The 26,478-nt window shown below is 59.8% G+C and carries 25 protein-coding genes; 16 read left to right on the top strand and 9 right to left on the bottom strand.

Annotated features, from left to right (window positions below):
* The first annotated feature begins 15 nt into the window (after positions 1-15).
* From B8783_RS13570 to tilS, 11 genes are all read left to right on the top strand, one after another.
* Positions 16-1,743: a heparinase II/III family protein gene (locus B8783_RS13570; protein WP_233355796.1), complete on the top strand. Its 1,728-nt coding sequence runs from the start codon at positions 16-18 to the stop codon at positions 1,741-1,743.
* Entirely contained in the window at positions 1,740-3,617 is a 1,878-nt protein-coding gene (locus B8783_RS13565) for a polysaccharide biosynthesis protein (RefSeq protein ID WP_084420637.1), read from the top strand. The genes B8783_RS13570 and B8783_RS13565 overlap by 4 nt, the downstream gene beginning before the upstream one ends.
* Positions 3,618-3,699: 82 nt before the next feature.
* Positions 3,700-5,286, top strand: coding sequence for a bifunctional phosphoribosylaminoimidazolecarboxamide formyltransferase/IMP cyclohydrolase (gene purH, locus B8783_RS13560; protein ID WP_084420636.1), 1,587 nt, complete (start codon positions 3,700-3,702; stop codon positions 5,284-5,286).
* A 6-nt stretch (positions 5,287-5,292) separates the two neighbouring features.
* The gene (locus tag B8783_RS13555; RefSeq protein WP_084420635.1) at positions 5,293-5,748 is read left to right on the top strand and encodes a YbgC/FadM family acyl-CoA thioesterase; all 456 of its coding nucleotides are present in this window, start codon (positions 5,293-5,295) and stop codon (positions 5,746-5,748) included.
* Between the two features lie 186 nt (positions 5,749-5,934).
* Positions 5,935-6,642 carry a protein TolQ gene (tolQ, locus tag B8783_RS13550; RefSeq protein WP_084420634.1) on the top strand — a complete coding sequence of 236 codons (708 nt, stop codon included), beginning with the start codon at positions 5,935-5,937 and terminating at the stop codon, positions 6,640-6,642.
* Positions 6,643-6,645: 3 nt separating this feature from the next.
* Positions 6,646-7,092, top strand: coding sequence for an ExbD/TolR family protein (locus B8783_RS13545; RefSeq protein WP_084420633.1), 447 nt, complete (start codon positions 6,646-6,648; stop codon positions 7,090-7,092).
* Between the two features lie 4 nt (positions 7,093-7,096).
* Positions 7,097-7,993: a hypothetical protein gene (locus B8783_RS13540; protein ID WP_084420632.1), complete on the top strand. Its 897-nt coding sequence runs from the start codon at positions 7,097-7,099 to the stop codon at positions 7,991-7,993.
* Positions 7,994-8,018: 25 nt separating this feature from the next.
* Positions 8,019-9,377, top strand: coding sequence for a Tol-Pal system beta propeller repeat protein TolB (gene tolB / locus B8783_RS13535; RefSeq protein WP_084420631.1), 1,359 nt, complete (start codon positions 8,019-8,021; stop codon positions 9,375-9,377).
* A 134-nt stretch (positions 9,378-9,511) separates the two neighbouring features.
* Positions 9,512-10,066, top strand: coding sequence for a peptidoglycan-associated lipoprotein Pal (gene pal / locus B8783_RS13530; protein ID WP_084420630.1), 555 nt, complete (start codon positions 9,512-9,514; stop codon positions 10,064-10,066).
* 104 nt (positions 10,067-10,170) lie between these two features.
* Positions 10,171-11,133, top strand: coding sequence for a tol-pal system protein YbgF (ybgF, locus tag B8783_RS13525; protein ID WP_084420629.1), 963 nt, complete (start codon positions 10,171-10,173; stop codon positions 11,131-11,133).
* Positions 11,121-12,293: a tRNA lysidine(34) synthetase TilS gene (gene tilS, locus B8783_RS13520; RefSeq protein ID WP_084420628.1), complete on the top strand. Its 1,173-nt coding sequence runs from the start codon at positions 11,121-11,123 to the stop codon at positions 12,291-12,293. The genes ybgF and tilS overlap by 13 nt, the downstream gene beginning before the upstream one ends.
* 3 nt (positions 12,294-12,296) lie before the next feature.
* Here the strand turns inward: tilS and B8783_RS13515 are convergent, their stop codons facing one another.
* A complete protein-coding gene (locus tag B8783_RS13515; protein ID WP_084420627.1) occupies positions 12,297-13,067 on the bottom strand; it encodes a formyl transferase in 771 nt (256 codons plus the stop codon).
* Positions 13,068-13,134: 67 nt separating this feature from the next.
* Entirely contained in the window at positions 13,135-14,481 is a 1,347-nt protein-coding gene (glmM, locus tag B8783_RS13510; RefSeq protein ID WP_084420626.1) for a phosphoglucosamine mutase, read from the bottom strand.
* Positions 14,482-14,749: 268 nt separating this feature from the next.
* Between glmM and glmS the strand changes: the two genes are divergently transcribed.
* A complete protein-coding gene (gene glmS, locus B8783_RS13505) occupies positions 14,750-16,588 on the top strand; it encodes a glutamine--fructose-6-phosphate transaminase (isomerizing) (protein WP_084420625.1) in 1,839 nt (612 codons plus the stop codon).
* Between the two features lie 310 nt (positions 16,589-16,898).
* On the opposite strand, the gene B8783_RS13500 is transcribed toward glmS, so the two are convergent.
* Positions 16,899-17,549, bottom strand: coding sequence for a TetR/AcrR family transcriptional regulator (locus B8783_RS13500; RefSeq protein ID WP_233355795.1), 651 nt, complete (start codon positions 17,547-17,549; stop codon positions 16,899-16,901).
* 42 nt (positions 17,550-17,591) lie between these two features.
* On the opposite strand from B8783_RS13500, the gene B8783_RS13495 reads away from it, so the two are divergent.
* From B8783_RS13495 to B8783_RS13485, 3 genes are read left to right on the top strand one after another with little or no spacing between them, the layout of a single operon-like run.
* Positions 17,592-18,581 carry an NAD(P)H-dependent glycerol-3-phosphate dehydrogenase gene (locus tag B8783_RS13495; RefSeq protein ID WP_084420623.1) on the top strand — a complete coding sequence of 330 codons (990 nt, stop codon included), beginning with the start codon at positions 17,592-17,594 and terminating at the stop codon, positions 18,579-18,581.
* Positions 18,582-18,585: 4 nt separating this feature from the next.
* On the top strand, positions 18,586-18,882 hold the full coding sequence (locus B8783_RS13490; protein ID WP_084420622.1) for a YciI family protein: 297 nt from the start codon (positions 18,586-18,588) through the stop codon (positions 18,880-18,882).
* A gap of 11 nt (positions 18,883-18,893) precedes the next feature.
* On the top strand, positions 18,894-19,559 hold the full coding sequence (locus tag B8783_RS13485; protein ID WP_233355794.1) for a glutathione S-transferase family protein: 666 nt from the start codon (positions 18,894-18,896) through the stop codon (positions 19,557-19,559).
* On the opposite strand, the gene B8783_RS13480 is transcribed toward B8783_RS13485, so the two are convergent.
* The 6 genes from B8783_RS13480 to B8783_RS13455 form a co-directional block, all read right to left on the bottom strand.
* Positions 19,537-20,352: a sulfotransferase family protein gene (locus tag B8783_RS13480; protein ID WP_084420620.1), complete on the bottom strand. Its 816-nt coding sequence runs from the start codon at positions 20,350-20,352 to the stop codon at positions 19,537-19,539. The genes B8783_RS13485 and B8783_RS13480 overlap by 23 nt on opposite strands.
* A gap of 42 nt (positions 20,353-20,394) precedes the next feature.
* The gene (locus B8783_RS13475; RefSeq protein WP_084420619.1) at positions 20,395-20,928 is read right to left on the bottom strand and encodes a TerB family tellurite resistance protein; all 534 of its coding nucleotides are present in this window, start codon (positions 20,926-20,928) and stop codon (positions 20,395-20,397) included.
* A gap of 72 nt (positions 20,929-21,000) precedes the next feature.
* Entirely contained in the window at positions 21,001-23,295 is a 2,295-nt protein-coding gene (locus tag B8783_RS13470) for a PQQ-dependent dehydrogenase, methanol/ethanol family (RefSeq protein ID WP_084420618.1), read from the bottom strand.
* A 93-nt stretch (positions 23,296-23,388) separates the two neighbouring features.
* Entirely contained in the window at positions 23,389-24,285 is an 897-nt protein-coding gene (gene pyrF, locus B8783_RS13465; RefSeq protein ID WP_084420617.1) for an orotidine-5'-phosphate decarboxylase, read from the bottom strand.
* 2 nt (positions 24,286-24,287) lie between these two features.
* Positions 24,288-25,118: a S1 family peptidase gene (locus tag B8783_RS13460; protein ID WP_084420616.1), complete on the bottom strand. Its 831-nt coding sequence runs from the start codon at positions 25,116-25,118 to the stop codon at positions 24,288-24,290.
* Positions 25,119-25,136: 18 nt separating this feature from the next.
* Positions 25,137-25,568, bottom strand: coding sequence for a DUF350 domain-containing protein (locus tag B8783_RS13455; RefSeq protein ID WP_084420615.1), 432 nt, complete (start codon positions 25,566-25,568; stop codon positions 25,137-25,139).
* Positions 25,569-25,645: 77 nt separating this feature from the next.
* On the opposite strand from B8783_RS13455, the gene B8783_RS13450 reads away from it, so the two are divergent.
* The gene (locus tag B8783_RS13450; RefSeq protein ID WP_084420614.1) at positions 25,646-26,431 is read left to right on the top strand and encodes a 3-hydroxybutyrate dehydrogenase; all 786 of its coding nucleotides are present in this window, start codon (positions 25,646-25,648) and stop codon (positions 26,429-26,431) included.
* The last annotated feature ends 47 nt before the right edge of the window (positions 26,432-26,478 follow it).

Here is a 26,478-nt window from a genome sequence, read left to right as displayed (position 1 = left end):
AGTGTCAGGCACATTATGCCAGTCGACTACGCCAAATCGACACAACCGCCGCGTCGGACCCCCGAAGAGGATATGGAGCTTTGGGCGCGTCTCTCCGGCCGTAGCGGCGAAGAGGCCGAAGCCAGTCCGATCCATCGACTGAAAATTGCTGGCGCGACGCCGGACAAATTTGCTTTCTATCCAGCCGCCGCCGCGCCGCCCGATTTGATGCGGGGCGAAAGCCTTCTTCGCGATATCTGGCGCATCGGCGCCGACAAGATTGAGATGCTTGAAGGCCTTCCGCCCTGGACAGCTCCGCTGCCGTCTCGTCATTTTGCCGACCGCGTCCATCGGTTCGGCTGGCTTGCCGACGTGTTTGCCCAAGGCGAAGCGGGGGCTGAGCGCGCGCGTTTTCTTGTCGATGACTGGATCGCGAATTTCGGCCGGTTCAACGGGTTTGCCTGGCGGACAGGCTGCGCCGCAGACCGGGTGTGGAACTGGATGCTGTGCGGCGCGCCCCTGTTCGAACAGGGCAGCGAGCCGGAAATCCATAATCGTCTTGAATCGCTTGGGCGACAACTGCGCCACCTCGAAGCGATGAAGGATGACTGCTCGGATTTCACCGCGCGATGGAAGCTAATCTGCGTGATGGTGCTCGATAGCCTCTGTCTGAAAAACGGGGAGGGGTATGACGAAGCGCTTGAGCGGCTGGAGAATGAGTGCACGGCGCAGATCCTGCCGGATGGGGGCCATGCAACACGGGCGCCATCGCGGGGCCTCGGCGCCTTGCTTGATCTCTATGTGGTCCGCGACGCCATTGAGCGCTCTCATCGGCCAGTGCCCGGGTTTATCAGCTCATGGATCGGACGTCTGGGCGGGATGGTCGGATTTTTCCGCTGCGGTGATGGCGCAATGCCGGTCTTCAATGACAGCGATGAAAACCTGCCTGAAACCGTGACTGCAGCGCTCAAAAAGCTGGAAACGCCGACCCGGCGGTTCATGGTTGCGCCCAAGTCGGGCTTTCATAAGCTTGTGAAGGGCGGAACCTGCCTGATGCTGGATGCTGGACCCGCGCCGCAGGAGCCTTTCGGCGACGGCGCGCATGCCGGGGCGCTGGGGTTTGAGCTTCAGTCCGGTGCCTCGCGGATCGTGACATCGTGCGGGTTTAGCCCAGAGGTTGATATTGACTGGCGCGCTGCGGTGCGTCGGACCAGTGCGCATTCGACCTTGATCATTGCGGGCGAGGATTCCGCGCCGTTTCACAGGAATGAAGAAACGGGCCTGACCTTTCCTGACGGCCCGGATGGTATTTTCGCCAAACGGCTGGAAGAAGCAGATGAAATCTGGCTCGATGCCCAGCACGCTGGATACAAGCCGCCATTCGGACTGCTTCATCGCCGCCGGCTTTTCATGTCGGGAGATGGGCGGCGGTTGACCGGCGAGGATTCCCTCGCCCGGCCGGTCTCCCAAGGGCCGGCACCGCGCGGCGAAACCTTCAAGTTCGCCGTTAGGTTTCACTTGCACCCGACAGTTACGCCGGTCATGGGTGATAAATGCATCAAGCTGGAAACGGACACTGGCGAGCAGTGGAGGTTCAAAACCAGTCATCCGGGTGCAAAACTGGAAAAGACGGTATATTTGGGACGGGGCGTTATTGAGAAAAGCGCCCAAATCGTACTCAGTGGCCATGCGGATGCCGATAGCGACGGCACAAATCCGCCGAACTGTATCCGCTGGGCATTTTTGAAGGATGAGCCTGCTTGACGCCACGTGACGAAGCCCGCCGGGCCATGGCGATTACGCTTGGCTTTGATACGATCGCTGCTGGCGTGGCGATGGCGATTGCCATTTCCGGTCGCTGGCTCGCGACCGGTGGCGCGCCGCCTTATGCGCTCTGGTCCGGCTTTGTCGCGACCGGGTTGTTCACCAGCGTCGCTTTCCTCGCCTTCTTCCTTCTCCAGGTCCACAAGCAGGTCTGGCGCCATGCTGGCTGGGCGGACGCCGTCAAAATCGTGCAGGCTGTGATGCTGGCGACCCTGATGTTTCTGCCGGTCATGTTTCTGTGGAACAGGCTGGTGGGCTTTCCCCGGTCATCGCTGTTACTGGCCGACATTCTGTGGATGGCCATCATCTTTGCCGGCCGCATGGTCGCGCTTGGGCGGTCTACCCGCCGGCCGCTGCAGATCTTTTTCTCCCGCACGCGGCCCGATGCCCCGATGTCGCTGCTGATAGCGAAGGCCACCGAAGCGCCTTTGATTCTCAAAACACTCAATCAGGATGATGAAGGCGCCAAGGTTCGCATTCTTGGCCTGCTGGAACCGGATGGCGCTGAATTCGGCCGTGCCATCCGCGGCGTGCCGGTAATGGGCGGACTTGAAGACCTGGGCAAGGTCCTTGATCTGCTGACGCTTCGCTATGGCAAGACCCCGCTTGTCGCGGTGTCTGGCGCAGCGCGCGAGCGTCAATATATGGTGCAGATCCTCGAAGAGGCGGCGAACCGCAAGACCGAAGTCATGACGCTGGATGCCGGCAATGACGGCAGCGGGATGATGCCGGTGCGCCCTGCGGATTTGCTCAAGCGCCGCGAGCGGGTGCTGGATGATGCGCCCGTTGCACGACTGATCGAGGGCTCGCGGGTTTTCGTGACCGGCGGTGGTGGCACAATCGGGTCAGAGCTGGCGCGCCAGTGCGCCGCGATGAATCCAGGGTCGCTCACGCTTTTCGATTCCTCCGAGTATAACCTCTACGAGGCTGATCTGTCGCTCCGGGCAGATTTTCCCAATGTCCGGATCCGCTCTGAACTTGGTGATGTTCGTGACGAACTTCGGGTTAGGCGGGCGATTGAAGAAATCCGGCCCGACGTCATCATTCACGCCGCTGCGCTCAAACATGTGCCCCTGATGGAGCACAATGTCTGCGAAGCGATCCTGACAAATGTCGGGGGTGCGCTGAAGACCGCGAAGGCAGCCATTGCGACAGATGTCGAGAAGCTGGTTTTTGTATCGACAGACAAGGCCGTTAATCCCGACAATGTGATGGGCGCCACAAAGCGTCTCGCTGAACTGGCAATGACGCATCAGGCGCATGGGTCCAATCTTGCTGTCTCCATGGTCCGTTTCGGCAATGTGCTTGGCTCATCGGGCTCGGTCGTGCCGCTGTTCGAGCGTCAGATCGCGAAGGGCGGACCGGTGACGCTGACGCATGCTGATGTGACGCGCTACTTTATGACGGTCGAAGAAGCCTCGGCGCTGGTCCTGCAATCGGCAACGCACAATGGCGCGCCGAGCACGGCCTCCCTTTATGTGCTCGACATGGGCGAGCCCGTGCGCATCAAGTCCCTGGCTGAGGCGATGATCCGCCTCAAGGGGCTGGTGCCGGGCCGGGACATCGAGATCCGCACAACCGGCTTGAGGGCGGGGGAGAAGATGCACGAAATGCTGACTTACAACCATGAAGAAGTTCACTCGATCGGCATTGAGGGCATTTACAAGGTGGCGTCCAAACAGATCGTCGCGAATGATTTTTCCGAGAAGATCACCGAACTGCTGGATCACGCGCAGAACCGGCGGCGTGAGGAAGCCATCAAGGTATTGTCGCAGCTTGTTCCGGAGTACCGCCCGCGTCACGTGCCAGACTGAAACAGCCTGTCTGGTTGACCTGATCGGGCGCCGTGGTACGGCAATCAGAACCCGTCACACTATCTAGAAAGTCGAGCCCTGCATGTCCGAGCGTTTCAAGGTCCGCCGCGCCCTTTTGTCTGTATCCGACAAGGATGGACTGGCCGAGTTTGCACAGAGGCTCGCCTCGCATGGCGTCGAACTGGTTTCCACCGGCGGCTCTGCCCGCACACTCAAAGAGGCGGGCCTTGAGGTTCGCGACGTGGCTGACCTCACAGGTTATCCGGAAATGATGGATGGCCGCGTGAAGACGCTGCACCCGGCTGTGCATGGTGGCCTGCTGTTCCGGCGCGACATCGAAAGCCATCGCAAGGACGCTGAACGCCACGACATTCTTCCGATCGATCTGGTCTACATCAATCTCTACCCGTTCGAGGCCACAGTTGCGTCGGGCGCAGACTTCGAGACCTGTATCGAGAATATCGACATTGGCGGCCCCGCCATGTTGCGCGCGGCGGCGAAGAATGGCGACTCAGTGGCTGTCTGTACCGATGCCGGTGATATAGGCCAGGCCCTTGCAGAGATGGACCAGCATGAAGGTGAGGTTTCCCGAAAACTGAGCCGTCAGCTTGCGGCAAAGACCTATGCGCGCACAGCCGCCTATGATGCGGCCATATCGGGCTGGTACGCCGAACAGCTGGAAGAAACCACGCCGGACTGGGCCGGGTTTGGCGGACGGCTGGCCCAAAGCCTCCGCTATGGCGAGAACCCGCATCAGTCTGCAGCCTTCTATACGACCGGCTCGAAGCGGCCAGGTGTCGCCAATGCGCGCCAGGTGCAGGGCAAGGAACTGTCCTACAACAACATCAATGACACCGATGCCGCGTTTGAACTGATCGGTGAGCTGGGCGAGGAGACGCCGGCCGTCGCGATCATCAAGCACGCCAATCCGTGCGGCGTTGCGATGGGCGACAGTCCGATCGAAGCCTACAGGGCGGCGCTTGAGTGCGACTCCACATCGGCATTTGGCGGCATCGTTGCGCTCAACCGCTTGCTCGATGAGGAAACAGCCGAAGAGATCACGAAGATCTTCACCGAAGTTGTTATCGCGCCGGGCGCTGATGAAGGCGCAATGGCAGTGTTTGCAAAGAAGAAGAACCTTCGACTTCTGCTGACAAATGGCATTCCTGACCCGACCACGCCGGGGCGTGTGCTGAAATCTGTCGCTGGAGGCCTTCTGGTGCAGGACCGGGACTTTGGACGCGTCTCAGAGGACGATTTGCGCGTTGTGACGGAGAAGGCCCCGACCGAGCAGGAGCTGAAAGACCTGATTTTTGCCTGGCGCGTGGCCAAGCATGTGAAGTCGAACACGATCGTCTATGCCAAGGATCAGGCGACAGTCGGCATCGGCGCAGGCCAGATGAGCCGGATCGATTCTGCGCGAATTGCTGCACGCAAGGCTGAAGATGCGGCCGAAGTTGCTGGCTGGGACGAGCCGAAGACGAAGGGATGCGTTGCCGCGTCCGACGCGTTCTTCCCGTTTGCGGACGGTTTGCTGCAGGCGGCGTCTGCTGGCGCAACGGCGGTGATCCAGCCGGGCGGGTCAATTCGCGATGACGAAGTCATCAAGGCGGCCGATGAGGCGGGCATCGCCATGGTGTTCACCGGCATGCGCCATTTCCGGCACTAAACCCTCATGACTGCGACGTCGTCTTCTCCGTTTGATGCCCAAAATCAGCATGTGCTGATGGTGCGTGTCTATTATGAGGACACCGACTTCACGGGCATGGTCTACCACGCCAATTATCTGCGCTTCTTTGAGCGGGGCCGGTCTGAATTCCTGCGCGATGCGGGCGTTTCGCACACCTCGCTTCTTGATCGTGAGGACCCAGCGGCTTTCACGCTGACCAATGTGAATGTGGACTATCGCCGCGCCGCCAGGATCGATGACCAACTTGTCATCAGGTCCCGCTATGTGGGCACCAAGGGCGCTCGCGTTATTTTTGAACAGGCCGCTCTGCGAGATGGAGATATCATTGCCGAAGCGCAGGTTACCGCGGTGATGATCCATGCGGACGGGCGCCCGCGACGTCCAATCCCCGAAGTTGTCGAGCAACTGAAGGGTTTTGTCTTCAAGCCGCACGCCGAGTGACCCCATTATACGTCTGGCTGACGAAGCCTTAACCAAAACAGATCAACGGTTCCGCGCTGCGAAGAACGCGGCTTGCGTCAAGTTTCCGCCTGATTTCCATAGGATATGGGGACAGCGTGACCGACGTGGGCCCTTTTTGGCTTGCGAAACCCTGCAGCGACGGCTGCTGAGACTTAGAGGAATTTCATGGAAAGCGAAGCACTCTCTCCGGCGGCCACTGAAAGCGGCTTTTCCCTTCTAGGGCTTCTTCTTGAGGCCGATCTGGTCGTGAAGCTGGTCCTTATCGTGCTCTTTATTGCGAGCCTTTGGTCCTGGTCGGTGATTATTGAAAAGCTGTTCTCCGTCAGCAGCGCACGCAAGAAAGCCAAGGCATTTGAAGACGCGTTCTGGGCCGGACGGTCCGACGAGCTTGATGGGCGCCCGGGCGCCGGCAGCAGTGATGCGGCCTCTCGCCTGTTTGCGTCAATTTCCCGTGAATGGAACGAGTCGCGGCGCCTGCCGGCCGGACAGTCCCCCACGATCCTGGTTGATCGCGCCGAACGATCCCTGCGCGCCGGGGTCGACCGCGAAGTCGGCCGGGTCAGCAAGGGGCTCGGTGTTCTGGCGACCATCGGGTCATCGTCACCCTTTATTGGTCTTTTCGGGACGGTGTGGGGCATCATGAATGCCTTCATCAACATTTCCGAAAAGCAGGATACCAGCCTGACCAACGTCGCAGGCCCGATTGCCGAAGCACTGTTTGCGACCGGCCTTGGCCTGATTGCGGCGATCCCGGCGGTCATCTTCTATAACAAGTTTACCGGCGACCTGAACCAGTTCGCAGACCGTCTCGACACGTTCTCGCAAGACTTGCTGGTGCGCCTCTCGCGCCGCGCAACCGAGCCGAGGGCATAGGTCATGGCAGGTGGTTGGGCAGCTGGACCTTCAGGTCGAGGACGCGGACGCCGCAGCCTCGCGGCTGAAATTAACGTAACGCCATTTGTCGATGTCATGCTCGTTCTGCTAATCGTGTTCATGATCACCGCGCCGCTTTTGACGACCGGCGTTGAGGTTTCGCTACCGAAAGCGTCGGCGGACAATCTGAGCGCGCCGCAATCGCAGCCCTTGTCTGTGTCGCTGGATGTGAGCGGAAAAATCTACATTCAGGAGACGGAAGTTGCGCCAGATGAGCTGGTGTCGACGCTCTATGCAATCGCTGGCGAAGGCTATGAAGAGCGCATCTATCTGCGGGCTGATGAGGGCGTGAATTACGGTCAGGTGATGGGCGTGATGACGCGCATGCAGCGCGCTGGCTATCGCAATATTGCGCTCGTCACAGATTCGCAGACAGAAGGACAGCAATAGGCCCATGATTCGCGGCGCTCCAGCCTCCATTCTGCTTCACGCTGCTGTGATCGGCGCGGGCTATATCGTCTGGCCCTATGTCGGCACGACGGTCGTGGATAGCGAGTTCGTGGTCGTGCCTGTCGAGCTGGTCGATGTTGGTGAGATGACGAATGTCGCGCCGATTGTGACGCCTCAAGCTGTCGAAGAGCCAGAGGAAGAGCCGGTTCCGGAGGAACCAGAAGAGCCGGAAGAAGAGCTTCCGGTCGAGGATGAACCGGACGAGCGGGATATTCCCGAAGACGATATCGAAACAGCAACCGAGGCCCCGCCCCCGGAGCAGGAAGACGACGTGATTCCGGAGCTCGATAAGGAAGCGCCGAAGGAAGAAGAAAAGCCGAAGCCCGAAGACCCGAAGCCCGAGCAGCCCAAGACTCCTAATCCCAAGCCCAAGTCGAATCCGCTGGACGACTTCCTGAAGTCCAATGAGTCCACTTTTGATAGCGAACGCGAAACCAAGAAGCGGACCCAGCAAGCGCGATCTGACCGGAAGAAGCCGGATGAGGCGTCAGATGCGCAGGAAACCCGCAAGGGTGCAGGCGAGCGAACGGCGAATACGGTTCGCATCGAGCAATTGCTGTTCAACCAGATCGTTCCGTGCTGGGGCAATGTGCTCGACCTGCCAGAGCCTGAGCGTCTGAATGTCAGCCTGAAGGCAAAACTGGACGCAGAAGGCAATCTGATCACGGTGCAGCTGGTTCAGCCGAGCCGGCGCCCGATCGGGGACCGCGCCATGGGTGTCGCGATTGATCGCGCGCTATTGGCCGTGCGCAAGTGCGAACCTTTCCGCCTGCCGCGCGATGATTACGACCTTTGGAAAGAAACAAACATCAATCTGGGTCCGAGATTTTCGGGCAGATAGTTCTAGACGAGGCGAGGAGCCAAATATGCTGAAATCGATTGCCACTGCCCTGGTCGGTGCATTCGTGTTGATGGTGCAGGCTGCGCACGCGCAGATCACCGTCAACATCTCTGAAGGCACGCTGAAGCCAACCCCCATCGCGATCCCGGTCTTCGAAGCGGTTGGCGGTGACCGGCAGCTTGCTGCAGACATAACTGCCGTCGTTCAGAACGATCTTCTGTCGACCGGCCTGTTCACGATCACGCCGCAAAGCGCCTATATTCAGCGCGATCTTTCGATCAATACCCAACCGCGCTTTGCCGACTGGAAGATTATCCAGACCGACGCGCTGGTCGTTGGCGAAGTGGACCGGGTGACGGTCGAGGGTGTCGAGTTCATTCGCGCTTCAGTGCGGCTTTGGGATGTGTATGGCGAGCAGGTGATGCGCCTGGAAGGCCAAGCCGGTCGCCGCTTTACAGCAAAGCCTGAAGACTGGCGCCGCATTGCGCACAAGATCGCGGATACGATCTATACGCGCCTCACCGGTGAAGACCCATATTTCGACTCGCGCATTGTCTATATCGCTGAATCCGGACCCAAGGACGCGCGGACCAAGCGCCTGGCCATCATGGATTCCGATGGCGCGAACGTGAAATATCTGACGTCCGGCACATTCACGGTGCTGACGCCGCGCTTTTCCCCGTCGAACCAGAAGATCACCTACATGTCGTATGAGAACAACCGGCCACGGGTGTACCTCTTCGACATTGAGAATGGTCGCCAGGAAGTGCTCGGCAATTTCAGCAATATGACCTTCGCGCCGCGCTTCACGAAAGACGGCCAGTCTGTCTTGCTGACGCAGGCCAATGGCGGCAATTCGGATATCTATATGAGGGATCTGGTCACCCAGCAGACCCGGCGCCTGACCGATCACCCCGCGATCGATACATCGCCGTCCATGTCGCCCGATGGGCGTCAGATCGTCTTCAACTCTGACCGCGGCGGCAGTCCGCAGCTCTACATCATGAACACCGATGGCTCCTCGCTGACCTGTCCGTCGGGTGGACGCGATACAGCCTGCCGGATCACGTTCGGTTCGGGCCGGTATTCGACGCCCGTCTGGAGCCCGCGCGGTGACCTGATCGCTTTCACGAAACAGTCGCGTGGCCGGTTCAGCATTGGCGTGATTGGCACCGATGGGAAAGGCGAACGTATCCTGACAGAATCCTATCTGGATGAAGGCCCGGAATGGTCGCCGAATGGCCGTGTTATCACCTTCTTCCGCGAGAGCTCACCCGGTGCGAGCCCACAGCTCTGGTCGGTCGACCTGACCGGTCGGAATCTAAGGCAGATCCCGACGCCAACATCGGCGTCTGATCCGGCATGGTCTCCGCTCCTGAATTAAAATCACAATAAAAACAGCATTTTCAGGACCGCGGTCGACTCCCGTCAAAAAGATTCGGAACGATTCGCAGGCCACGATGTTGACAAAATCAAGGTTTAAAGCGTCGGCCAAGCGGCCATAGCAAGGAGTTATCAATGCGTCGTACTGTCCTAGCCACAGCGTCTATCGCCCTTCTCTTCGGGGCAGCAGCCTGTGCATCCAAACCAAAAGCTCCACCGCAGAGCGCGGCCCCTGTTGAAGTCGTCGACACGGCGCCTCGCGAACCGGTTCGTGAAACAGTTGAGCAACCAGAGCGCGTTTACACTGCCGGTCCAACGGCAGGCTCGATCGAAGACTTCAAGGTCAACGTTGGTGACCGCGTCTACTTCGATCTCGACCAGTACCGTATCGATGCCGACGATCAGGAAATCCTGCAGCGTCAGGCCGCATGGCTTCAGCAATATCCGAACGTGAACATCCTCGTCGCCGGCAATTGCGACGAGCGCGGCACGCGGGAATATAACCTTGCGCTTGGCGAACGCCGCGCGTCGGTTGTGAAAGACTATCTCGTTTCGCTGGGCATCAGCCCATCGCGCATCGAAACAGTTTCGTATGGCAAGGAGCGTCCAATCGCGGTCGAGTCAAACGAGGCAGCCTGGGCCCTTAACCGTAACGGTTTCACCCAGATCATGGGCGGCGCAACCAGCTAGGTTGATACGCTCCTGCAATGATTTGAGCCGGGCGCCATATTTTGGCCCCGGCTTTTTCGTATACACAGACTGGAACGATTACGATCTTGTGGAGTAAGTCTTACATGAACCGACTGGTCCCGGGCTTTGCCCTTCTTGCTTTCAGCTTGATTGCCACGCCGATGGCGCAGTCCCAGCAACGCGCGCCCGTCACGCGGGGCGTTACAAGTTCGGACGTCGCCAGCACGCTCACCGAGGTCAGGCAGCAAAATGCCCGGATGAATGTCGATCTAGGTCGGCTCGAAGAGCAGATCGCGCAATTGAACGGCAAGGTCGAAACGCTGCAGTTCCTGCTGTCAGAATCACGTGACGAGGCCGAGCGGCTGCAAGCCGATGACGCGCAGATCGGCGAAGAGCTCTCCAGCCTCTCGGACGAAAATGCCGAGCTTAAGTCGCGGGTCGCCGGGCTAGAAAGTGATATCGACCGGATCATGCAGGCCCTGTCTGGCAGCGATGTTTCGATTGACCTGCCAGAAGAGACCGAAGCGGATGACACGCCTGCGCTTCGCGAGAGAACGTCCTCATCTTCGTCCTCGTCGTCAGGCCGCCGTATTGTGTCGAGTGCATCGAGCGCCGAGGCAGACGGCAATCCGGACTATCAGGGCTCGCTCGGCACACTTCGGGCCAGCAATTTGCCGGGCGAAGCCGGCCCCCTCTTTGCGGCGGCGAAATCTCGCCTTCTGCAATTTGATTATGCCGGCGCCGAAGATGCGTTCCGCGAATTTCTTGACCGCTTCGCCGATGACCCACAGGCCGGAGAGGCACAGTACTGGCTGGCTGAGACGCTGTTCCAGCAGGAAGCCTATGATGCCTCCGGTGAAGCCTATACCCAGATGCTGCGCGAATATCCGGACAATGCGCGCGCGCCTGACGCGCTTGTAAAACTGTCGCGCTCAATGCGCCTGATCGGTGAGACCGAGAAAGCGTGCAACGCGCTCGATATCCTGCCGCAGCAATATCCGAACGCTTCCGGCGTCACGAAAAACCTCGCTTCCCTCGAACGCAGCCGGGCAGGTTGCGACAGCTAATCGAGCATATTCCTGAACTGATCGACGATATGGCGACCGGGTCTGATGGCCCTGTCGCCATTGCCGTTTCAGGTGGCAGCGACTCGCTGGGGCTGATGCTGCTGGCGCATCGCTGGGCGAGCGCGCGTTCCAGAAAACTCGTCGTGCTGACGGTGGATCATCGGATGCGGGCTGAGTCGGCAGCAGAGGCGGATCATGTCTGCAAGCTGGCTAATGAGTTGGGGCTTGAGGCGCGGCTGCTCGCCTGTGCTGTACCGCCAACGAGCCAGAGCGAGGCCCGCCAGGCCCGCCATCGACTGCTTGCGACCGCCGCACGGGAGGCAGGCGCCGGGCTTTTATTCATCGGGCATACGCGGTCCGATGTTGAGGAAACCTTCCTGATGCGGCTGCGCCGTGGCTCAAGCCTCACGCGCGCCGCAGCCCCTTCGCCTCTGTCGGTCTCGCCCGTCTGGCCGGAGGGTCGGGGGCTGACCCTTGCGCGGCCCTTGCTGGGCCATCGCCGGAGCGAGATTCAAAGCTGGCTGACAGAGAACAAGATCGTCTGGTTCACCGATCCTTCGAATGACAGCGTGTCGTACGAGCGTGGTCGGGTCCGGCGCGACCTTCGCAGCCTGACTTCGAGGCACGCCCTGGCAAATATTATCGATGATGCGGCAGTGCTACGCGCGCTTGAGGATCGAAAGCTCGCGGATGATATTCGCCGGCACGTTGCAGTTGATGCGGCTGGGCTTGTTCAGATCCAGTCGATGCCGGAACGACAATCTTCAGTATTGCGGCTTGTTTCGACGGTCGTCCTTGCCGCGTCAGGCGGCGATACGCCCGTCGAACAGTCAAAGCTCGTGGCCGCCTTGGCAGAATTTGACGCCATGGCCACGGGGCACCGCTTCACGCTCGGCGGGGCCTGGCTTCAGAAGACGAGCGGCGGACTACTGATTGGACGCGACCCGGGCGCGGTTCAGGCGCGCTGGTCTGATGGCCTGTGGGATGGCCGCTATGTCATGGAGGACGGAACAGGCCTTCCGCCGGACACGGCGCCCTATCTCGTGCGACATGCCGTTCCGACAGAGGGCAATTGGCGAGAGGTCATTTCCGGGCGCCTGCATCATCTGGCGGCAATGCTTGAACGAAGCGCCAAAATGCAGAGCGCCCTTCAGGCCTGAAACTTACCAGACGCCGCGGCGAAGGCCCGTCCAGACATATCCGCCAAGCGTTGGCGCGAACCATTGGCGTGATGGCAAGTTGACCTTTGTCGGCGCGAGCTTGCCATTGAGCGCGTCGTCCATCGCCTTGATGACGATGTCGCGGCTGCCGGCGGCCATGCGCCACAGATAGGTATGGAAATTGTCCTCAGGCGCGACTTCGACTTTCGACTGGTAGAGGATCTCGCCTGTGTCAACGCCTTCATCGATGAGGTGGACAGTTGCGCCGAAATTCTCCGGTTCGCCATTGGCGAGCGCAAAATAGCCGCCAAACATGCCACGATAGGCCGGGTTGATGCCGGAATGATAATTGATGAAAGGCGCATCGACACTGTTCAGCGTTTTCTTGCCGATCATTCGGGTCGAGACGACGAAGACGGCGCGCGGCGAGAACTTTGCCAGCAGGTGGCGACAGATATCCGAATTGACGGACGGGACATTGTGAATTTCAGTGCCATCGGCCGGTTCGGGGCGAAGCTCTTCACGTGCCACAATGCCTTCGATGATGCCATGTGTGCCGCGTTTTGTAAGTTTGATCGGAAGGCGCGCGGCCTGCATGCTCGCGACTTTCAGCGGGCCCAGCATCTTGCGGCGGCGTTTCCACAGAACCTCGGAAGATTCGCCTTCCTCAACGATCACAGGAAAGGCGCCGAAGCGTTCCTGCAGGGCGTTGATCATGATCCACGCATGCGGTCCGCCGGACGTCAGTGCGACGATTGGAAATGAATTTGCCATGTCATCCTCTCTCAAAACGGGTCAGTCGTCTTGAGCATTGCAAGGCTTAGGCTAGATGATTTGTTAACTATGTTGCCGCGCGTACGGCGTCGGCGACATCATTGACCGCTTGTTCCATATCTGACGCGTCTTCAGCCTCCGCCATGACGCGGATCAGGGGTTCTGTCCCGGATTTGCGGATGACGAGACGGCCGGACGCGCCGAGACGTTTTTCGACGGCTGAAATCGTTTCCATCACGTTCGCATCATCAAGCGGCGCGCCAGATGCGTAGCGCACATTCACCAGCTTTTGAGGGACAGGCTCAAACACGCGTGCGATCTGCGAGAGGGGTCGGTCGCTGTCGACCATGACGGCAAGCGTCTGCAACGCAGCGATGAGGCCATCACCGGTGGTCGCGTGATCTGAAAGAACGATATGGCCCGATTGTTCGCCGCCAAGATTGAAGCCGCCGTCGCGCATCCGCTCAACGACATAGCGATCACCGACCTTTGTGCGCTCGAGCGTCAGGTCGAGGGATTTGAGATAGTTTTCGAGGCCCAGATTGGACATGACCGTGGTCACGACGCCGTCGCGGGCCAGAAGGTCGGCCTTTTTCCAGTGAGTGGCGATCAGGCCAATGAGCTGGTCACCGTCGATCTCTTCGCCGGTTTCATCGACCAGAATGCAGCGATCCGCATCACCGTCGAGTGCAATGCCGATATCGGCGCGGTACTTTTTGACCGCTTCGCGCAAGGCGAGCGTGTCTGTGCTGCCGACCTCGTGGTTGATATTGAACCCGTCTGGTGAGACGCCGATCGGGAAGACTTCTGCGCCGAGCTCATAAAGGGCAGCGGGTGCCACCTTGTAGGCTGCCCCGTTTGCGCAATCGATACAGACGCGAACGCCGGAAAGGCGCATGCCACGTGGGAATGTGGCTTTGACGATCTCGACATAACGCGCCTGCGCATCATCGACCCGGCGCGTCCGGCCAAGCTCCGCGGGGCTGGCGAGTTTGTCATCCAGCGCGCGGTCCATACGGCTTTCGATCTCAAGCTCGATATCGTCCGACAGTTTGAAGCCGTCAGGCCCGAACAGCTTCAGTCCGTTATCCTCAAACGCATTATGGCTGGCGGAGATCATGACGCCGAGATCGGCGCGGAGCGAACGGGTCATCATGGCGACGCCCGGCGTTGGCAGGGGGCCGAACAGGGTCACATCCATCCCGACTGATGTGAAACCGGCGACCAGGGCCGGCTCAATCATATAGCCCGACAGACGCGTGTCCTTGCCGATGACGACCGAATGTCGCCGCGAGCCGCCGCGTCTGAAATACTTCCCGGCAGCCATGCCGAGCCGCATCGCAATTTCGGGGGTCATGGGCGGTGTGTTCGCGGTGCCACGAATACCATCGGTGCCAAAATATTTGCGCGACATTCAGTGTCTCTCCCAGGGCATCAGAGCGGGATGCCATACTTCACATATGGCTGCCAAGGTTAGCAGCGCTTCCAGACTGGCTTACAATAAGAGGGCAATCAAACCCTTAATCCGGGGCGAAAATGCAGCTAAATTCGGGGTTTACCATGCCAGATGCACTGTGTTCGGGGCGTGCCTGTCATATTCCGCAATCCTATTTGCAATGACGTAATGCATTTGTGTTTCCTAGAGGCTGGAATCGAAGAGCGAATAAAGTGAGACGTCACCCATGTGCGGAATTATCGGAATTCTCGGAAGCGAACCCGCAGCCCCGCGAATTATCGAGGCGCTGAAGCGTCTTGAGTATCGCGGTTATGACAGCGCGGGCATCGCAACACTCGATGCTGACGGCGCGATGCAACGCCGCCGGGCGCCGGGCAAGCTGAAGAACCTTGATGAGGCACTGGCGTCAGACCCGGTCACGGGCGATCAGGGCATCGGCCATACCAGATGGGCCACCCACGGCTTGCCGACGCAAGCCAATGCGCACCCGCATGTGTCCGGCCCTGTGGCCGTGGTTCACAACGGGATCATCGAAAACTTCCGTGAGCTTCGCCACGAGCTGGAAGCCAAGGGCCATACCTTCCAGACAGAAACCGACACTGAAACGATCGCGCACCTGATTGCGGCGAACATGAAGTCGGGGATGAGTGAAATCGAAGCCGTGCAGGCGGGCCTTGGCCGACTGGAAGGCGCATTCGCGCTGGCATTTCTCTTCGAGGGTCGCCCGGACATGCTGATCGGCGCGCGGAAAGGTTCGCCATTGGCCATCGGGATCGGCGAAGGAGAGATGTTCCTCGGGTCTGATGCACTGGCAGTTGCGCCTTTCACCAACCGGGTCGTCTATCTCGAAGAGGGCGACTGGTGCGTCCTCAGCCGCGAGAGCTACCGGATCTTTGATAAGAAGAATGCCGAAGTGACGCGCCCGGTCACGCTGGTGCAGGGCGCCGGCGCTGCCGTGGAGAAGGGCAATTATCGCCACTTCATGCAGAAGGAAATCTTCGAGCAGCCTGACTCAACAGCTCGCACGATCGGCGCTTATGTGAACGTGCTGAAGCAGACGGTGGAGCTGCCGGGCGAGGGCGCAGCTGCGATTGACTGGTCGGAGATCACGAGCCTGCAAATGATTGCCTGCGGCACGGCGCACTATGCGACGCGTGTGGCAGAATACTGGTTTGAGCAGGTGGCGGGTCTGCCGGTTAAAACAGATATCGCGTCTGAATTCCGGTATCGTGAGCCAGCCTTGCCGAAGACAGGCGGCCTGGCGCTGTTCGTCAGCCAGTCTGGCGAAACCGCTGATACGCTGGCGGCGCTTCGATATTGTAAGGAAAAAGGCCTGAAGACGGCGGCCGTCGTCAATGTGCCGACCTCCTCGATCGCGCGTGAGGCTGACCTTGTCCTGCCGACCTTGGCCGGCCCTGAGATTGGCGTTGCCTCGACCAAGGCATTTACGGCGCAGCTATCGGCATTGGCCGCCGTCGCGATTGCGGCAGGGCGGGCGCGCGGGACCATGTCTCGCGATGCCGAAATTCGTCTGTCACGCGCCCTGACGGAGCTGCCGCGTCTGATCTCGACGACGCTTCTTCTCGACGAGTCCATTGCCCGGCTCGCGCGCGATATCGCGAAGGCGACAGACGTCATCTATCTGGGGCGCGGTGTGCATTATCCGATCGCCCTTGAAGGCGCGCTGAAGCTGAAGGAGATCAGTTATATTCACGCCGAGGGGTATGCATCAGGCGAGCTGAAGCATGGGCCTATCGCCTTGATTGATGAAGAAACGCCGGTTGTCTTCGTGGCGCCATTTGACGGGCTGTTTGATAAGTCGCTTTCAAATCTGCAGGAAGTTGCCGCTCGCCGGGGTGAGGTCATCCTGATTTCCGATGCGGCGGGTATTCGTGCCGCGGCGGATGCGCCAGCCCACCGGATTGAATTGCCCGATTGTGACCCCTTCATAGCGCCGATCCTTTATTCGGTGCCGGTGCAACTGCTGGCCTATCATGTGGCGGTCGAGAAAGGCACCGACGTCGATCAACCGCGAAATCTCGCGAAATCCGTGACCGTCGAATAAATACCGATACAGGCGATCCGAAATGAGAAAAGCCCCGCCAGCGATGCGCTGTGCGGGGCTTTTTATTGATCGGGGTCATGGCCGCAGCTGCGGTTAGATGACCATGCCGCTCGTTAGCAGGACCAGCCCGGTCATGCCGAGCGACAATGGGATGCTGATTAGCGCGGCGAAGATGCCCTGACGGGTTTCTAGGGAGGAAAAGCTCATTTTTTATATCCTTCAAGCTTCGGTGGCAGGCACGCTCGTCTGCCCCGTGATCAAGGATATAGCATCGACCTAAATTATAATCAATGAATAATTTGAAAAATATTCAGCATTCATTTTCGGGCGTTCGTTCAACCCCGCGCTGAAGCCCGGCAATCATGATGTCGAGGACGCCGTTCAGCTCGCGTTGCAGTTTGACGAGGGTGAGGCGGGAAAACAGCTGCGGGAAGCGATATTTCATCAATCCGGACTGAATCATCTCGGCGGTGTAATTACAGTCGGCAATCGGCGCGAAGACGCCTTGCTCGACCCCGTCCTCCAGGATCATGCAAAGGTAAATTCGCTCCTGGGCGAGGCCCTCATTCATGAAAAGCGGGCGTTCTTCCCCAAGCACTTCAGCGACTTCGAGGATCTTGGCTTCCCGTTTAATGGCGTCGTATGTCTGGCTTAACCCGTGATGGAATATCTTGCGCAGCCGGGCGGGCGGCGATTCGGATCCCCGGGCGATCTCCGAATATGTCTGATAGAGTTCAGCATTGAACTGGCGCGCCATCGCTTCGGCGATGTCGATCTTGGAACCGAAGAACCTGTAAATATTGCCGGCGGACATGCAGCAGTCCTTGGCAATCTCCGACATGGTTGTTTTGCCATAGCCGTAGTGTTTGATACGGTTCATGGCCGCTTCCAGAATCTGTTCGCGGGTATCTGTTTTTTCGCTCATGGCTTCACACGATAAGGATAATGTCTGAATGATCAACGAATTCTTCAGCGAATGGTTTCGCGAAGCCTGTGAGGTGTCATGCAGAAGATAGGCGTACTCGGGGCAGGTGCCTGGGGCACAGCGCTTGCCTATACGGCGCAGAAGGCCGGGCGCGATGTGTGCGTCTGGGCGCGCGAGCCGCATGTTGCGCGCGCGCTTGATAGCGGCGAGGGCAATCCGGATTTCCTGCCGGGCATAGACCTGCCTGCAATATCCGCATCCGACGACCTGTCGTGCCTCGCCGGTATGGATGCGATCCTGTCGGTCGTGCCGGCGCAGCATGCGCGGTCGGTCTTCACGCAGCTGGCAGAGCATATCGCACCCGGGACGCCTGTGGTGCTCTGCTCAAAAGGCATCGAGAAGTCGACGCTCAATCTGATGACTGATGTGGTGCATGAGACCTTGCCTCAGGCAACGCCTGCGGTCCTCTCCGGGCCAAGCTTTGCCGCTGATGTCGCGCGCGGTTTGCCAACAGCAGTGACCCTCGCCTGCGCCGACAAGGCGCTCGGTGAGGCGCTGATGACCGCGATCGGCCGACCGACCTTCCGGCCCTACTGGTCAAATGACCTGATCGGGGCGGAAATTGGCGGCGCGGTGAAGAATGTCCTGGCGATTGCGTGCGGCGCGGTCGAAGGCCTGCAACTGGGCAAGTCTGCGCATGCGGCGCTGATCGCACGCGGTTTTGCAGAGATGACGCGCCTCGCCGTCGCGCTTGGTGGGCAAGCCAAAACTCTGGGCGGTCTATGCGGGCTTGGAGACCTGGTGCTGACCTGCTCGTCTGTGCAGTCGCGCAATATGAGCTTTGGCAAGGCGCTCGGCGAAGGGCGCAAGGCGAGCGATATTCTGGCGGAGCGAAACTCTGTCACCGAAGGCGTCGCGACGGCGCCGGCCCTGATTGCTCTCGCAGACCGCCATGGCGTGAGCATGCCGATCTGCGCGGCCGTGGACGATATTCTTGCCGAGCGGACGAGCCTGGACGGGGCGATGAAAATGTTGCTCGACCGCCCGTTTACACAGGAAGGACCCTGAACAGATGCCACAGTTTCTGATGAATGCGCGCGACAAGGCAGGCAGCCTTTCAGTGCGGATGGATAATCGCCCAGCACACCTTGAATGGGCCAAATTGCACGCTGACAAAGTGCTGATGGCAGGGCCGGTTTTTGCTGATGATGGTGAGACGTTCGCCGGCTCTGCCTTTGTGGTCGAGTTCGAGAGCCTGCAGGCCGCAAAGGACTGGTTTGCCGAAGACCCTTACGCGAAGGCCGGTCTGTTCGAAACGGTCGAGATCAAGCCTTTCAATTGGGTGCTGGGCAAGGCGAAGCCGGCCTGATGAGAAAGTTCGTGAGCGGTAATCTGAACTATTCAAGCTGGTCGATCCGGGCCCTGCTGATGGTTCGGCATCTGGGGCTTGAGGTGGAAGAAGAGATTGTCCCGCTCGATTTTCCCGACACAACGACGCGCCTTGCCGAGATCAGTCCGACCCGGAAAGTGCCGCTGCTGATCTGGGATGATGAGACGGTCTGGGACTCATTGGCGATTATCGAATGGCTTGCCGAGCGCCATGCGGGCGTCTGGCCGAAGGATCAAAAGGCGCGGGCCCGAGCACGGGCCATCTCGGCTGAGATGCATTCGGGTTTTCCGGCGCTGCGGTCTGCCTGCCCGATGGATATCCGTGCACGCCATGACCGGCCTGATATGACTGAGAAGCTCGCCGCTGATATTGCCCGCGTCGATGCGATCTGGACCGAGACACGTAAGGAATTTGGAGCGGGCGGCGATTTTCTGTTCGGCGAATGGTCAGCCGCCGACGCCGTTTATGCGCCTGTCGTTACGCGTTTTGTGACCTATGATCTTCCGAGGTCCGAGATCGCGCAGGCCTATATGTCTGCCGTCATGTCGCATCCACTCATGGTGACGCTCGCCGCGGAGTCGGCAGAAGAGCCCTGGTGGATCAAGTATGGCTCGGATGGCCGAAGCTCAGGCTTTATCCCTTCGGGAAATTCATGAGGTCATAGCCAAGATCGTGGCGGAAGAGCTCGCCGATACGCTGGCGGTAAATCTCCAGCGCTTCGCCTGAGAACTGTTCCTCTAGCGGTGTCTTGCGGAACTGGAGCACATTGGCTTCGGCGGTCGGGTCGACCTTTTTGGCCATCGCCTCTTTGGTGCCGGCCTTTAAGGCGGCGTCGATGGCTTTCGGGGTCAGCGCGATCTTCCAGTGCGCCGCCATGCCACCGAGAATAGCGCGCGGATTGGCGCGAGTGTCTTCATAATGGACGCGGTAGATCCGGTCGCCCGCATCCTCCATCACGTCGCCCCAGCGATTCCAGAAACGGGCGAGCCAGTAGAGATCGCAGCGATAGACAGAGCCGGTCGGGTCGCCGCGCAGATAGTCCAGCCAGTCGACATTCAGCTCATGATTCCATTTGGCATGGTGGCTGGCGAGGATGCTCATCGGGTGGCGCACGAAGAGGACATAAGGTGGCAGGCCGGCGAGCCCGCGTGCCCAGCTCCAGTCGGCCAGCCGGTGCGGGATGGTGTGGCTGAAGGCGAGGCGCGGCAGCTCTTTAAATGTCGGCTTGTCCTTCGGCCAGCCGATATAGGGGCGCACAGCCTCCTCGGAGAAATATTTCGGGCGTTCGACATCAAACGTGTCCGCGAGCGCAACGGCGAACATGTACTTCACCCAGTGGGTGCCGGAATTCTTGGAGGTGACAAGCACGCCGTCAAACGCGCGGTGGCGCAGGATGGAGAAGTTGCTCCAATTGTCTTTACGGACCCGTTTTTCGAATGCATCGCTCATGCGAAGACTTGTACTGCGGGAGGTAAGCCGCTGCCAAGCAATTCAGTTCAGTCGCGACTTGCGGCGCCAGACCTGGATCAGGTCCCGCTCAATCGTTGAGACATTGCCATCGGCCACGGCGACATTCTCAAGCATGCTGGCAAGATCGTCGAAATCCTTCATGGTCATGTCGGGGGTGTTGAGGACGACGTCGCTCATGCGGGCCATGACGGCATGCGGGGCAGGGGCTTGCCGGCTGAGCCACCCGGCTTGCGCGATCAGTTCTGTGGCGGCGGCCTCATCAAACCCGAAATGGGACCGAATTTCCTGGATGATCGCGTTTTCCTGCGCGGCGGTTACGGCGCCGCGCGCGCGGGCAATCTCAAGCATCATGACGGTCGCCGCCTCGCGCGGGTCTGAGACGACAGACAGGCCGCCCTTGCGCGCCTTGTGCTGGAAGGAGAGCTTTCGGGGCAGGTTTGCCGCGCCTTTGGCTGCGTCGAGCCCATGGCGGGCGGCACCGGACAACATCTTCAGACGCCAGTACCAGACCGCGATGAAGGTCGCGATTCCCATCAGGGCAAGCAGGATATGCAATGAAAACTCCCCGGCAGATGGCTCTGCCGGGGAGTGTAGAACCGCTTTAGCGGAAATTGAAGCGATGAAAGCTTACTCGTTGCTATCGCCTGTATCTGTCTCGGTTTCGGGTGCCACGCTGGACTCGGTCTTGTTGTCCTCGACTTCCGGGTCAGCCGTCCCGGCGTCGGGCGCCGTTGAGGTGTCCTCGTTCATATGAGCCTGCGTCACGACATAAGCGCGGACCGCTTCGACATCTTCAGGTGTCAGAACGTCAGCGAAGGAGACCATGCCGTTTTCAGCAAGGTTGCCGTCAATTACGACACCCTTCCAGGCGGATTCGCTGTCGGAATAGGAAGACCAGCGAAGGTCTGGCAGGACGCCTGAACTGATGCCCAGCATGCCGTGGCAGACCGAGCAGTTACGTGAGTAATGGATGAGGCCGGCCTGAAGCATGTCTTCATCGCCAAAAGGGTCTGCCTTCGGCGTCGGCTTGACGAGGAGAGAGGTGTCGAGCGGTGGAATTTCGCCTTCTCCGCCCAGTTTGAACGTAATGACCTTGCCGACGGCAGGTGGGACGGCGTCCTTGAAGAGGAAGCCGGCTGCCAGACCGAAAGCATGCCCCCAGCCCGTTGTGATCGTGACGTATTGCTCGCCATCGATCTCATAGGTGCCAGGCCCCGAAAGAGCGCCGGAATTGAGCTGGTCGCTCCAGAGCTGCTCGCCGGTTGCGGCGTCATAGGCGACGAATGTCCCATCGAGACGCCCCTGGAAGACGAGGCCGGACGCCGTCGACAGGATGCCGCCATTCCAGGCGGCTGGATGGTCAACTTTCCATTTTGCAGACTGGGTTGTCGGGTCCCAGGCGACAAGTGCGCCGCGGGTCGCGGCCCGTAGAGACTGCACGGTACCTTCCGGATAGCGAAGCGGCATGCCGGCGGAGAAATCCATGCCGGTATTCCACTTGGCTGGCTTCGATTTGAAGCGCGCATCGGTGATGTAAGCCTGGCTCAGTTCCTGGACGGGGATATAGACCAGTCCCAGATCCGGGTTCATCGCCATCGGATGCCAGTTGTGCGCGCCGTAGGGGGCCGGTGCCTGAACAAAGCCGGCATAAGTGGCCGGGTCATTGTTGCGCGATTCAGGGTTCTCAATCGGCCGCCCCGTCTCGTCGAGGCCTTCGGCCCAGTTAATATTGGAGAAGGCCTCGCCTGAAATGAACTCGCCCGTTGCGGCATCGACGACGTAGAAGAAGCCGTTCTTTGGCGCCTGCATGGCAACCCGGCGGGTTTCGCCATTTTCGCCGAGCGGGAGCTCTGCCAGAATGATGTGCTGAGTTGCGGTGTAGTCCCAGTTATCGCGCGGCGTTGTCTGGAAATGCCACTTATAGTCGCCCGTATCAGCGTCTACGGCGACCATTGATGAGACAAACAGATTGTCTCCGTCGCCCTCAGGGTCGCGAATATCCGCATTCCAGGGCGAGCCATTGCCGACGCCGAAGATGATCTGGTTGTTCGGTTCGTCATAGACGATCGCATCCCAGACCGTGCCGCCGCCGCCATCGCTGACCCATGCGCCAGTATCGCCCCAGGTGTCGTTCGCAAGTTCTTCGAAGATACGGTCAGAGGCAGCGTTGTCCGGTTCCTTGTTCGGATTGGGGACGGTGTAGAAGCGCCAGCTGAGATCGCCTGTGTCGGCGTCATAGGCCGACAGGTATCCGCGCACGCCAAGTTCAGCGCCGCCATTGCCGATCAGGACATTGCCTTTGGCGATGCGAGGGGCGCCCGTAATCGTGTAGGGCTTCGACTGATCGACGGTGACTTTTTCCCAGATCAGATCGCCGGTCTTGGCGTCGAGGGCCTGTAGCCGCCCATCGATGACGCCGACAAAAATCTTGCCGTCATAGGCGGCAACACCGCGGTTCACGACATCACAGCAGGCTTTGACGCCAACGGCCTTGTCGACCTCAGGATCATGGACCCAGAGCTCTTCGCCGGTGACCGGGTCGAGCGCGTAGACAATAGACCAGGTGGAGGTGACATACATGACGCCGTCCACAACGATAGGCGTCGATTCGATGCCGCGCCCGGTTTTCAGGTCATACGTCCAGGCTGGCGCGAGATCCGACACGTTTTCCGGCGTGATCTGCGTCAGTCCGGAATGGCGCTGCTCTTCATATCCGCCATTATAGGTCAGCCAGTCCTCTGGCGTGGACGCCGCGTTCAGCAGGCGCTCCTCGGTCACGGCGGCGGCGCCGACATTGTCATCAGTTTCGTTGGTTTCAGGCGGCGGCGCAGCAGGTTCTGCCGGCTCGCTTGAGTTGTTGCCGCAGGCTGCCAGCACAAACGCTGACAGGGCCGCAGACAGTAATAGTCGCGTTGGTTTCATGATCACTCCCGGTATCCTCCCTTGCTCGGTCCGCTCTCGTCAGACCTGAACAAAGATATGCTACGCGGTTTAAATCTGATGTCGAGGCAGACGCTACGTTACCCGGAGTTTGTGAGTGCAGCCGGTCGCGGAAATGAGGTCTTCGCGCGCCAGCTTGACCGCGCGAACAATTATTTGCTGCCAGGCATCAACGGTTTCTGCGTCGCCAGACCCTTCCGGGAAGATCACAGACCGTGACGCGCTGACGACCCCGCCTGTGAGGCAATTGTCCTTGCGGGCGAACCCGGCAACGGCCTCTTCAGCGCCTGCCCCCTGCGCGCCATAGCCGGGCACAAGAAACAGGGAATCGGGGGCCAGCGTGCGAAGGCGGCGGGCTTCCTCCGGCCCGGTGGCACCTGCGACCAGCATCAGGCCTGAAAAGCCGCACGCGCCTTTTAGCCTTTCGATCATCGGCGCGAGCGCTTCTACGACACGTTCATAGAGCGGGGCACCTTCAAGAGAGCGTGCCTGAAAGTCGGCTGATCCGGGATTGGAGGTACGGGCCAGCACAATCACGCCTTTCCCGTTTTGCTCGGCAAGGCGCACATGCGGCTCCAGCGTATCCACGCCCATATAGGGGTTTACGGTGAGGGCATCCGCAGCGAACGGGGCGCTCTCGCCAAGCCAGGCCTCGGCATAACCTTGTGCGGTTGAGCCGATATCGCCGCGCTTGGCGTCCATCAGGATGAGGAGGCCGGCCTCGCGGGCCGCCGCCGCTACATTGTGAAGCGCGCGCATGCCTTGCCAGCCATGGCGTTCGAAAAAGGCGACTTGCGGTTTGATGACCCCAACCTGTCCTGCGAGCGCCTCAACAAGGGCGAGGCCCCACTTCTCGACACCTTCGGGCGTGTCGCCGCCGAAGATCGCCGGGATACGCCCGGCATGCGGGTCAATCCCCACGCAGAGCGGTCCAAAAATGTCTGTTGCCGCGATCAGCCGGTCTGCAAACATGGCTATTCCTCTTCGTCGACCCGGCAGGCGACCTTGACCACCTGCAGATTGCTTCGGGCACGATCAGCTGATCCGCCATAGGAGTCAGGGGAAAACGGCACTGGGCGCTCGCCAATCGGGACGATGCTTTCCTCGGCAAGAAAGTCTGCAATCGCTTCGGGAGAGGCGCTGTAGATACGGCCACGGCGCGGGCTCTCGGCGACGATCACGCCGCGCACGCGCCCATCGGAATCATAGACAGGCCCGCCGCTGAGACCGCCAAGCGTGCCTTCCAGGTCTTTTGTCCGGCCGGTTTCGGCCCAGGCCAGAACCGGTTCTTCCCCGACGCGGCGTCCGCTGGACACAAGACGAGAGCGGGAAATGAGACGGCTGATCGCCTCGCCAGGACGCCCCTGCGGATAACCGACATGGTAGCCATAGCTGCCCACACGAAGATCGCTGGAGGTGTCGAGCGCGACCGGGGCGTTGGTGGGGCCGGCGCGCAAGAGGGCAAGATCATTGGACTCGTTGATTGTGACGCTCTCGACCGGGAGATAGCGATTTGGCGCAACGAGCAAATATATTTCGGCGCAGCCATCGACGACATGGCGGGCGGTCAGCCAGTAGCCTTCATTATTGATCGAGAACGCTGTCCCGATCCCATCCTTGGGGGTGTCGACCCGCACCAGCACCGTTTCGTCAAAGGCCGTCGGGGGCGGAAGGGATGCGCCTTCACGGACAACGGAATCGGGTGTTGCTGGCGGCGCATCCTGGTTTGGCGACATGGAGAACACACCAATCACGATCGCCATCAAGGCGAGCAGATAGATGATCCAGTCGGGTATCCAGCGCAAATCCGTGTGTCCCTGTCCCTAAAGCCGTTGCAGGACCGGGTCCCAGAGACCGGCGGCCAGTAGCATGGCGCTTGCGAGCTTGGTGCCGATCAAAACAATCGCGGCGCCGGCTTCATCATTCTTGATGCGCTCGGGCAGATCCTTGAGGAGCAGATCGGTCAGCCTGTAGGCCAGCAATTGCAAGATTAGCGAAACGACGCCCCAGAGAACAAGATCCAGAAGCGACACACTGGAAGCAAGGCAAGACGCGAGCGGAATGGCGAGACCGACAATGGCGCCCGAGAGCGCGAGGCCGGCAGTTCCGTTGCCGCCCTTGACGAGCGCAAGCTCCTTCCATGGCGTCAGCAAAATGTAGACGACCACAGCCAGGATCAGCATCAGGCCTGCCGTGCCTGTATACATCAGAAAGGTGGGAAATCCCTCCTGAAACGACTGAAACACTGAACCCATTTGCCCCTCGACCTGTTGTCTTGTGAAGCCTTGTCCTAAACAAGGCGACAGGCTCACTCAAGAACAATGGATCACACATGCTGCACAGTGGAAAAACCGCCCTCGTCACAGGCTCAACCAGCGGTATCGGAAAAGCGATCGCAGAAGCGTTTGCCGCCGAAGGCGCAAACGTCGTTTTGAACGGGCTGGTCAAGCCCGGCGAAGACGAGGCGCTTCTGGCTGAATTCAGGGACAAGTATGAAGGCAAGATCGGTTTCTCGGATGCGAATCTGACCGACCCTGAAGCGATTGAAGGCCTTATGGGCTATGTCGCCCGCGATTTTGGCGGGGCCGATATTCTGGTCAACAATGCCGGCGTTCAGCACGTTTCGCCGATCGAGGACTTCCCCGTTTCGAAATGGGATTTGATCATCGCGCTCAACCTTAGTTCTGCATTTCACACGACCCGCATGGCGATTTCAGGCATGAAGGAAAAAGGCTGGGGCCGGATCATCAACACCGCAAGTGCGCATGCGCTGGTCGCCTCGCCCTACAAGGTTGCCTATGTGGCGGCCAAGCATGGCATTGCGGGCATGACGAAAACCGTTGCTCTTGAGGGCGCGCAGCATGGCGTTCGCTGCAATGCGATCTGCCCGGGCTATGTGCACACCCCGCTGGTCGATGCGCAGATCGGTGACACGGCCAAAGCGCGCGGCATGAGCGAGGATGAGGTCGTCAAGGATGTGATCCTCGCCGCGCAGCCGACCAAGGAATTTGTGACGGTTGAGCAGGTCGCCGCGATGGCTGTCTTTCTGACGAGCCCCGGCGGCGACCAGATCAATGGTGCCATGATGCAGATGGATGGTGGCTGGGTCGCGCAGTAAGGATTGGGAGCAGCTCGCTTGGTCTTCCTGTGCGCCCCCTTCAGTCT

Origin of the sequence: Henriciella litoralis (assembly GCF_002088935.1) — a bacterium.
GTDB classification, from domain to species: domain Bacteria; phylum Pseudomonadota; class Alphaproteobacteria; order Caulobacterales; family Hyphomonadaceae; genus Henriciella; species Henriciella litoralis.
This window is presented reverse-complemented; position numbering and strand designations above follow the sequence as displayed.

Coding starts and splice junctions, on each gene's coding strand:
- B8783_RS13515 (WP_084420627.1), bottom strand. CDS start 13,067: ATGGCAAATTCATTTCCAATCGTCGCACTGACGTCCGGCGGACCGCAT.
- B8783_RS13490 (WP_084420622.1), top strand. CDS start 18,586: ATGCCACAGTTTCTGATGAATGCGCGCGACAAGGCAGGCAGCCTTTCA.
- B8783_RS13480 (WP_084420620.1), bottom strand. CDS start 20,352: ATGAGCGATGCATTCGAAAAACGGGTCCGTAAAGACAATTGGAGCAAC.
- purH (WP_084420636.1), top strand. CDS start 3,700: ATGTCCGAGCGTTTCAAGGTCCGCCGCGCCCTTTTGTCTGTATCCGAC.
- B8783_RS13570 (WP_233355796.1), top strand. CDS start 16: ATGCCAGTCGACTACGCCAAATCGACACAACCGCCGCGTCGGACCCCC.
- tolB (WP_084420631.1), top strand. CDS start 8,019: ATGCTGAAATCGATTGCCACTGCCCTGGTCGGTGCATTCGTGTTGATG.
- pyrF (WP_084420617.1), bottom strand. CDS start 24,285: ATGTTTGCAGACCGGCTGATCGCGGCAACAGACATTTTTGGACCGCTC.
- pal (WP_084420630.1), top strand. CDS start 9,512: ATGCGTCGTACTGTCCTAGCCACAGCGTCTATCGCCCTTCTCTTCGGG.
- ybgF (WP_084420629.1), top strand. CDS start 10,171: ATGAACCGACTGGTCCCGGGCTTTGCCCTTCTTGCTTTCAGCTTGATT.
- B8783_RS13470 (WP_084420618.1), bottom strand. CDS start 23,295: ATGAAACCAACGCGACTATTACTGTCTGCGGCCCTGTCAGCGTTTGTG.
- B8783_RS13545 (WP_084420633.1), top strand. CDS start 6,646: ATGGCAGGTGGTTGGGCAGCTGGACCTTCAGGTCGAGGACGCGGACGC.
- B8783_RS13555 (WP_084420635.1), top strand. CDS start 5,293: ATGACTGCGACGTCGTCTTCTCCGTTTGATGCCCAAAATCAGCATGTG.
- B8783_RS13450 (WP_084420614.1), top strand. CDS start 25,646: ATGCTGCACAGTGGAAAAACCGCCCTCGTCACAGGCTCAACCAGCGGT.
- B8783_RS13540 (WP_084420632.1), top strand. CDS start 7,097: ATGATTCGCGGCGCTCCAGCCTCCATTCTGCTTCACGCTGCTGTGATC.
- glmS (WP_084420625.1), top strand. CDS start 14,750: ATGTGCGGAATTATCGGAATTCTCGGAAGCGAACCCGCAGCCCCGCGA.
- tolQ (WP_084420634.1), top strand. CDS start 5,935: ATGGAAAGCGAAGCACTCTCTCCGGCGGCCACTGAAAGCGGCTTTTCC.
- B8783_RS13495 (WP_084420623.1), top strand. CDS start 17,592: ATGCAGAAGATAGGCGTACTCGGGGCAGGTGCCTGGGGCACAGCGCTT.
- B8783_RS13455 (WP_084420615.1), bottom strand. CDS start 25,568: ATGGGTTCAGTGTTTCAGTCGTTTCAGGAGGGATTTCCCACCTTTCTG.
- glmM (WP_084420626.1), bottom strand. CDS start 14,481: ATGTCGCGCAAATATTTTGGCACCGATGGTATTCGTGGCACCGCGAAC.